We start from the raw sequence: 7,487 nt of genomic DNA on the forward strand, positions 1-7,487 counted from the left end.
GACCTGAATGTGATGTCTCAGGACATCGGAAACCCTCGAACCTACGGGTTCGGGGGTTTCGTCTTCTGACTGGCCCCGTCGCGCCGGTCCACGAGGCGCGCAAGCGGCTCAACTCCTGCCCGTTCCGCTGACGGCCTTCACATTGCTCCGTTGAGCATCTCCCGATTTCAGTGGTTTGCAAGCGGCACACTGCATACTCTCCTCACCAACCACGCTGCCGTCGGCGTGGACGGTACGAAAGGGAAGAGATCATGCAGCTAGGCAAGAAGCTCACTGCCGTGGCCGCTTGCGTCTTCATGGCGAGCGGGGTGCTGGCTACGGCGTCTCCCGTAGCAGCTGTTGCGGCTACATCGGCTACTGCGGCCGAAAGTCAAGCACGTTACTATTACGGCGCCATCGCTGTGGCGCCGAACGGCCGTACCGGCAGGTCCTGGGACTACAGAACGGTGGCTGCCGCCAAACGGCGGGCACTGAGAGAATGCGGCCGCTCCAGCTGCAAAGTCCTTGTCACCTTCGTCAACGGGTGTGGCGCTGTCGCCTACAACTCCAGGAGAAACGTCTATTGGGGCGGCAGGGGGAGCACGGCCGCCAGGGCGAAGAGGAACGCCATAGCCAACGCGGGCGGCGGTCGCTGGATCGTCTATCAGTGCACCACGCGCTAACGCCGGCACGGCAACCATTATGTAGTTGGTTGAGCTGGATGCAGGCGGTGGTGGGGCGGCCTCGCTGGTGAGGCCGCCGAGGATGGCTCTGCGGTGTACTCGTTGGCCGGGCAGGTCGATGAGCGCGGGCGGCCCGATGCCGCGGTGTTGTAGTGCCGCAGGCAGCGGGTGAGAGCCGGCGTGATCAGGCCAGGGTGATCAAATCGGCGTAGCCGTCGTTCCACAGGTCTTCGACCCCGTCGGGCAGCAGCAGCACCCGGTCCGGCCGAAGCGCTGCGACGGCCTCCTGGTCGTGCGTGACCATCACCACGGCGCCCCGGTACGCGGCCACTGCCGCCAGTACCTCGGCCTTGGAGGCTGGGTCGAGGTTGTTGGTCGGCTCGTCCAGCAGCAGCACGTTGGCCTGGGAGCTGACCAGCCCGGCCAGCGCCAGCCGGGTCTTCTCCCCGCCCGACAGCACCCTGACGGGCTTGTCCACGTCGTCGCCGCTGAACAGGAACGACCCCAGCACCGTCCGGGCCTCGCCGTCGCTCAGGTTCGGGGCGGCGTCGGCCAGATGCCGCCCGACCGTGTGCGCCGGGTCGAGCGTGTCGTGCTCCTGGGCGAAGTAGCCCAGCCGCAGCCCGTGCCCGTGCACGACCCGTCCCGAGTCGGGCCGCTCATACCCGGCCAGCAGCCTGAGCAGCGTGGTCTTGCCCGCGCCGTTGAGCCCCAGGACCACGAGCCGGCTGCCCCGGTCGACGGCCAGGTCCACTCCCGCCAGCACCGGCCGCCCGCCGTACGACTTGGCCAGGCTGATCGCGCCGAGCGGCGTGCGGCCGCTGGGCGCGGGCTCGGGCAGCCGGATGCGGGCGACCTTCTCGGCGACACGGGGCGGGGGAGTCTCGGCGAGCATGCGTTCCGCGCGCCGGGCCATGTCCCTGGCCCGCGTCGCGGTGGCCACGTTGGAGCGCATGCGGCCGGCCTGGGCATGCAGCGCGGCGGCCTTGCGCTCGGCGGTGGCCCGCAGGCGCGTCCTGCGCCGGTCGTCGGCCTCGCGGTCGGCGAGGTAAGCGTGCCAGCCGGTGTTGCGCGCCTCCAGTACGCCGTGCTCAACGTGCCAGACGCGGTTGACCACGTCGGCCAGCAGCCCGGTGTCATGGGTGATGAGGACCAGGCCTCCGGAATGGCCGGCCAGGAAAGAGCGCAGCCAGGCTATGGAGTCGCCGTCGAGATGGTTCGTCGGCTCGTCGAGCAGCAGGACGCCGGGCTCGGCGAACAGCACCCGGGCCAGCTCCACGCGGCGGCGCTGCCCGCCTGACAGGTCGCTCACCGGCCGGTTCAGCACCCGGTCGGGCAGGCCGAGCCCGGCGGCGACGCGGGCGGCCTCACCCTCAGCCGCATACCCACCGCGGGCCTGGAACTCGGCCTCAACCCGGACGTACCGGGCCATGCTCCGCTCGTCGCCGCGCTCGGCCAGGGCAGACTCGGCGGCCCGCAGGTCGCGGACCGCCCGGTCGAGGCCGCGGACGGACAGGACGCGGTCGAGGACGGTGACGGCCGGGTCGGCGGCGGCCGGGTCCTGCGGCAGGTAGCCGACGGGGCCGGTGCGGACGATCTCGCCGGCCGCAGGCGGGAGCACTCCCGCGAGGGTCTTCATGAGGGTCGTTTTGCCGGCGCCGTTACGGCCGACCAGGCCGACGCGGTCGCCGGGGGCGACGTGGGCGGTGACGCCGGACAGCAGGAGGCGGGCGCCGGCACGTACGCCGACGCCACGGAGGGTGAGCATGGGAATGCACTCCGGATTTGCTAGAGGACACACGGGTGGCGTGGAAGCGGGTGTCCTGGCTAGGAAATTCGGGGCATAGACATGAGGCCGAGTGTAGGGGCGGGCCGTGATGGTCCGCCATCCATTTACCTGTGGGGCTCAATTACAGGATTCGGCCTCTGACCTGCCCGGGACACGTGTTCTGCGTCGGCCGCGCGGACAGGACCTGCCCGGGCTGCCTGGTCGCCGTCCGGCGCCGCGGCGGCTACTGGGCGTGTCGCCACGGGAGGACGGGTGTTCGGTGGTCGGCGTTGATCGAATGCAGCGGGCACGGTTGCCGGGGTGCTCGCGGGCAGAGGACGAATGCCTCGGTGACGGTGGCGCGATACAGGCGATAGGGCGACGGCGCGGTGACATCGTCTGGCGCCAACCTGCTCGCCCCTCGTGTCACCGGACCGGGGTAGATCCCGATGCCGCGGTCGAGGTCGCGACCGGCGAGCTCTGCGGCCGTCGCCGAAAGGTAGACCGCACGGCCGTGGTAGGCCGGTACCTGCGAGTCGAAGATGACCATGCTCACCTGGGGACGCTGCCTGATGTTGCGCGAGTGGGCGGCGTCGCGGGCGGATACCCAGTAGAACTCAGTGTGGTCGGCCGTCGCGAAGTACACGGGAGAGACCCACGGCCGGCCCTCGGCGTCGGCGGTGCCGAGCGTCAGGTACAGGTTGGCGTCGATGAGTTCGCGGGCATGCGCGTCGAGGTCGTCCAATGCGATCACGCGTCCTTGACGATGCGGCAGCGCAGGTGCACGGCCGGCGGAGACTGGATGCTCATCGGGGTACCTCCGGCACCCTAGCGGCGCACCTTGAACCTCAGGTGCAGGACCCGGTCGCCCTGGATGACCACGTGGGGATCCTCCAGCAGGTGCTGCCCATCGATGCTGCCGAAGTAGCGTTTGCCCGACCCGAACACCACCGGCACCACGTCCATCGCCACCTCGTCCACGAGGCCGGCCGCCAGGATCTGGCTGCCCACCTCGCCGGCGTTCACACTGATGGTTCGCTCCCCGCAGAGCTTCCGGGCCTGGTCGATCGCAGCCGTCACGTCATCGACGAAATGGTACGAGGCCTCGGGGTGCCAGCCCTCGGGCTTGGGACGGTGGGACACAACGACCACGTGGTCGCCCGCAGGCGGATGACCCTCCCAGCCGTTCACCAGGTCGAACAGGTGGCGGCCCATCACGATGGCGCCGATCGACTCCCACATCGACCGGACGTACTCCGCCGATGCCCGTGAGATCTTGAAGCCGCTTCCCACTCCGGAATGATCGTACTGCTGGTCGCCACCCTCGAAGATCGGGGTGTCCCCGCTGAAGTACCAATCGTGCAGTGGCCCGACGTCGTCGTTGTCATCGGCGATGAAGCCGTCCACCGACACCACGCTGTGCATGATCACCGTGCCCACAGGTTCTCCTCGAGTCTGCTTGCGCATTCGCCTCCGATCTTGTCGTCCCCCCGAGAGTCCGGGCTTGTAAAAAATCAATCAGCGGGCATCGGACCGCTGTCCGGCGGAAAGCCCCGCTCGGCGGGGAATCGGCGCCGCAGGGCCAGGTATTCCGTCGGGGTGTGTCCGGTGAAGTCCTTGAACTCCCTGCTGAGGTGAGCCTGATCGAAGTAGCCCGCCGTATGAGCGAGCTCCGCCCAATCGACCGGGCGCAGGGCGTCCACGGACACGATCAGCTGCGCAAAGCGGTAGATCCGCGCCACCCGCTTCGGGGTGACCCCGACATGAGACTTGAACAGCGTGGCCAGATGATTGCCACTCACCCCGGCGGTATCGGCCAGCGCACCGACCGGGACCATGCCGTAGGAACTCTCCAAACGCCCGCCTATGTGCCGGACCAGATCGAGACCGCGCGACGGTGCCTCGGCAAGTCGCGATCGCAGTTCCGCCTCCAAGACCCGCAGTGTCTCGGTGGGCGATGCGATGTCGCCGACTTGGTTGCGAATCCGGTCCAAAGACCGTTGCCAGACGGCGTCGACCGGCACCCATCGGTTCCGCAGCTCGTTCGCCGGCATGTCGGCGAACGGCGAAATCCCCCAGGGCTTGAAGTGCACCCCGACGAGCCGCACCGGTGTGGGGTGCTCGAAGAGGAAACGCCTGGTCCATACCCCCATGAACCACCCATCGACGAACACCGCCGGCGGCACCGAAGGGTCGGAATCCCACAGGCGGACGGGTCCGCCCAGGTTGATGAACAGGTGTGCCGACGGCATCGGCGGGACGTTCATCCGGCGGTGGCGCGGCACTCCGGTCAGGCAGTAGATGTCGTCGATGAACCAGTCGAGCGGCGGGGCGGGCACCCGGCCGACGTATTCCATGAATTCAGTGTGGCCGACGAGACTCACTCACCCGAACCCTCACCAGCGATCTGAGGCAGTGCCGGACCCCCGAGGTGTAGGAGACCGAGTCCCAGTCGGCAGGTGTTACAGCAGGGATCCGGCGAGCGGGATGTTCTGCGTTCGCAGGGCGCCGGTGACCAGCCGGGCGATCCGCCGCGCGCCGTACGCCTCGAAATGGGTGTGGTCGTTGCAGAAGAACTGTCCGACCGGCCCGGAGGTGTAATCGCCGTTGTTGGGGCACAGGCCCAGGGAGTTGTAGTAGTCGACGCTGAGGGTCTGCAGGTCGATGACCGGTGAGCCGGTGGCGGCGCCGGCAGCGATGGTCTGGGAGACGAAGCCGCGGTTCTTGACCGCGGTGCTGCCCGAGCAGGTGATGGCCGCGACGGCGGTGAGCAGGACCGGGTGGGCGCCGCGAGCCAGCGCCGCCTGCGCCATCATCGTCATCAGGGCCTGGTACCGCGCGGTGCCGACGTGGCGCGGGCAGGTCGTCGAGCCGTCGTTGATGCCGAACTGGATGAACAGGTAGTCACCGGCCTTCATGTCGGTGAGCATCTGCTGCCATCGGGACGAGTAGGTGGTGGAGCTGAGGACGCACTCGCCGTTCGAGCCGATCGTGGAGGTCACGTTCCCCTCGTAGAGCCAGGTCTGGATGCTGCGCCCGGCGACGGCGAGGTTGTTGACCACGATGTTGCTGTGGAACAGCGAGTCGAATTCGGTGGCCCAGCCCACGGGGCAGGTGGCACTGGGGTTGGCCATGGTCGAGTCCCCGGCCATCCAGACGGTGGTCGTTGCCACGGCCGCGGTTGCGGCCGCGTTGGCGACCCGGGCGTTGCACCCGGTTGCTCCGATCACCGTGGCCGAGGCGGGGTTCGGGGCGATCAGCGACAGGGATGTCACCAGGGCAGAGACGATCGATAAGAGGACCTTACGCATGGGTTTCTCCTGTCACCCCAATGGCGAAAGGACCGCGCCGGCAGTCGCAGCAGACGGCGGACTGCGGGCGCGGCTGGGTCAGCACCAGGACAGCGTCGAGTTGACACGGGTCACGTTGCTGATCGTGTTGTTGCTGCCGGTGCAAGGGCTCCACCTGATGGCGGTGTTGGTGACCGTCAGATTCTGGAATCTGATGCCTGACGACGGAGCGAACTCCGTACGGGCCGCGATGCGGACCTCGCCGCCGCCGCTGATCGTGCCCGACACTCCGGCGATGACGACGTTGTAGCAGTTCTCCACCAGGACCGAGTTGTTGCCGGTATTGGCGATGTCGACTCGATCGATGGTGGCGCCGCCGCTCTCCGAGACGCAGAAGATGCCCCGGCCGCCGCCGCGTGCCTTGACGGTGCCTACCCGAATGTTGTTCGGGTAGGCGCTGCCGACCCGGCCGTTGCGGTTGGCCATGCGGAAGGCTGCGTACCCGGTGCCGGCGCCGGCGTTGTCGGCGTCGACGGTGCCGACCGTCGCGTTGATGGTCTGGTTGAGCAGCAGACCGGACTCACCGACGTTGCGTGCTGTCACAGTGCCGACGGTGAGACCGTCGACGCCGTAGGTCTCCATCGCGTGCGAACTGGCTCCTTGTACGTACACATTGTCGACCCGTACGTTGCGGGTCCACTGACTGGTGTCGCCGCGGTTGTCGATGCGCACGCCGAGGCCCGCGCCGAGCCGCATGTCGATCTGGCCGAGCCAGACGTTCGTGACGTTGCGCAGGAAGATGCCGTAGATCGGGGTGCCGGTGACGTTGAGGTAGGGAATCTCGATGTTCGTGGTGCCGCGGGAATAGATCGGCGCGTAGTCGCCGGAGCCGGAGCCTGTCACGTTGATCGTGCCGCAGACCGACAGGGAGGTGTAGCTCGGCAGCGAGATCCGACTGCCGGCGCTCATCGTGCCGTTGCCGCGCACGACGACCCGCTGGGTCGAGGTGCGCCCGGCCGTGAGACTGCCGATGCCGGCCTGGACCGCCGCCCGGAAGTCGGTGCCGGTGTAGACACTGCTGCCGGCGCTGTTGCGGGCGGTCCAGGTGCTACCGCTGACCGTCACCTGGGACTGGAAGGTGCCCTCTCCGCAAGCGGCGGCGGACGCCGGGGGCGGGCCGAGCACGACACCGACCCCGGCGCCGGCCATCAGGACGGCGAGCGCAGCGACGATTCGGGCGGACCGACGGCGGCGTCCCTCGGGTCGGCATGGCGCCGTGGTGGTGACTGCTGTCATGGCTGCCGGCCAAAACTGTTATCGCTAACATTCAACGGAGTCATCCCTTCGTGGGCGCCATTGAGGGATAGCGGTGATGCCACCGAGCAAATATGACGACGCCGAGCCCTGTCAATTCCGGTGTCAGCTCTCCGGTCCCTGCCGATCGAAGGCCTTCTTACCGGGCATGGCCTCATCGAGGGGCTGGTGCGGTGATATTTCATCCGGGTTCAACGCGTTGCCTTGGTCGAACGTGGTTCCCGTACCGGAATGGTTCGCTTGCGCGGCGGGGTAAGTGACGGTGGTCAAGGCCACCGTGTCATCCGCTCACGCGGGTCGTATCCGATGAAAATTTCAGAAGGGGTTTGTCGGGGGCGAGGTGGGCAGTCGCAGCAGTTCCTCCCGCCTGGCCAGCAGTCGCGCTCGTTCTTCGGACAGTTCGGCGTCGCGGTGCCGCAGGTGCGTCCCCATGCCCTGGACCCATCGGGCTGT

General features: G+C 68.1%; 7 protein-coding genes. 1 reads left to right on the forward strand and 6 read right to left on the reverse strand.

The window, feature by feature from the left end; genetic code table 11:
- The first annotated feature begins 296 nt into the window (after window positions 1-296).
- Window positions 297-662: a DUF4189 domain-containing protein gene (locus tag AB0J64_RS56280; protein WP_364046741.1), complete on the forward strand. Its 366-nt coding sequence runs from the start codon at window positions 297-299 to the stop codon at window positions 660-662.
- A 184-nt stretch (window positions 663-846) separates the two neighbouring features.
- On the opposite strand, the gene AB0J64_RS56285 is transcribed toward AB0J64_RS56280, so the two are convergent.
- The 6 genes from AB0J64_RS56285 to AB0J64_RS56310 all read right to left on the reverse strand — a co-directional run bounded on the left by AB0J64_RS56285 (window position 847) and on the right by AB0J64_RS56310 (window position 6,929).
- On the reverse strand, window positions 847-2,430 hold the full coding sequence (locus tag AB0J64_RS56285; RefSeq protein ID WP_364046723.1) for an ABC-F family ATP-binding cassette domain-containing protein: 1,584 nt from the start codon (window positions 2,428-2,430) through the stop codon (window positions 847-849).
- 244 nt (window positions 2,431-2,674) lie between these two features.
- Window positions 2,675-3,184 carry a pyridoxamine 5'-phosphate oxidase family protein gene (locus AB0J64_RS56290; RefSeq protein WP_364046726.1) on the reverse strand — a complete coding sequence of 170 codons (510 nt, stop codon included), beginning with the start codon at window positions 3,182-3,184 and terminating at the stop codon, window positions 2,675-2,677.
- Between the two features lie 74 nt (window positions 3,185-3,258).
- The gene (locus AB0J64_RS56295) at window positions 3,259-3,870 is read right to left on the reverse strand and encodes a dihydrofolate reductase family protein (protein WP_364046729.1); all 612 of its coding nucleotides are present in this window, start codon (window positions 3,868-3,870) and stop codon (window positions 3,259-3,261) included.
- Between the two features lie 74 nt (window positions 3,871-3,944).
- Window positions 3,945-4,787, reverse strand: coding sequence for a helix-turn-helix domain-containing protein (locus AB0J64_RS56300; RefSeq protein WP_364046732.1), 843 nt, complete (start codon window positions 4,785-4,787; stop codon window positions 3,945-3,947).
- Window positions 4,788-4,892: 105 nt separating this feature from the next.
- On the reverse strand, window positions 4,893-5,741 hold the full coding sequence (locus tag AB0J64_RS56305; protein ID WP_364046735.1) for an SGNH/GDSL hydrolase family protein: 849 nt from the start codon (window positions 5,739-5,741) through the stop codon (window positions 4,893-4,895).
- 78 nt (window positions 5,742-5,819) lie between these two features.
- The gene (locus AB0J64_RS56310; RefSeq protein ID WP_364046738.1) at window positions 5,820-6,929 is read right to left on the reverse strand and encodes a hypothetical protein; all 1,110 of its coding nucleotides are present in this window, start codon (window positions 6,927-6,929) and stop codon (window positions 5,820-5,822) included.
- Between the last annotated feature and the right edge of the window lie 558 nt (window positions 6,930-7,487).

It is taken from the genome of Nonomuraea sp. NPDC049695, from assembly GCF_040674955.1.
GTDB lineage: Bacteria > Actinomycetota > Actinomycetes > Streptosporangiales > Streptosporangiaceae > Nonomuraea > Nonomuraea helvata.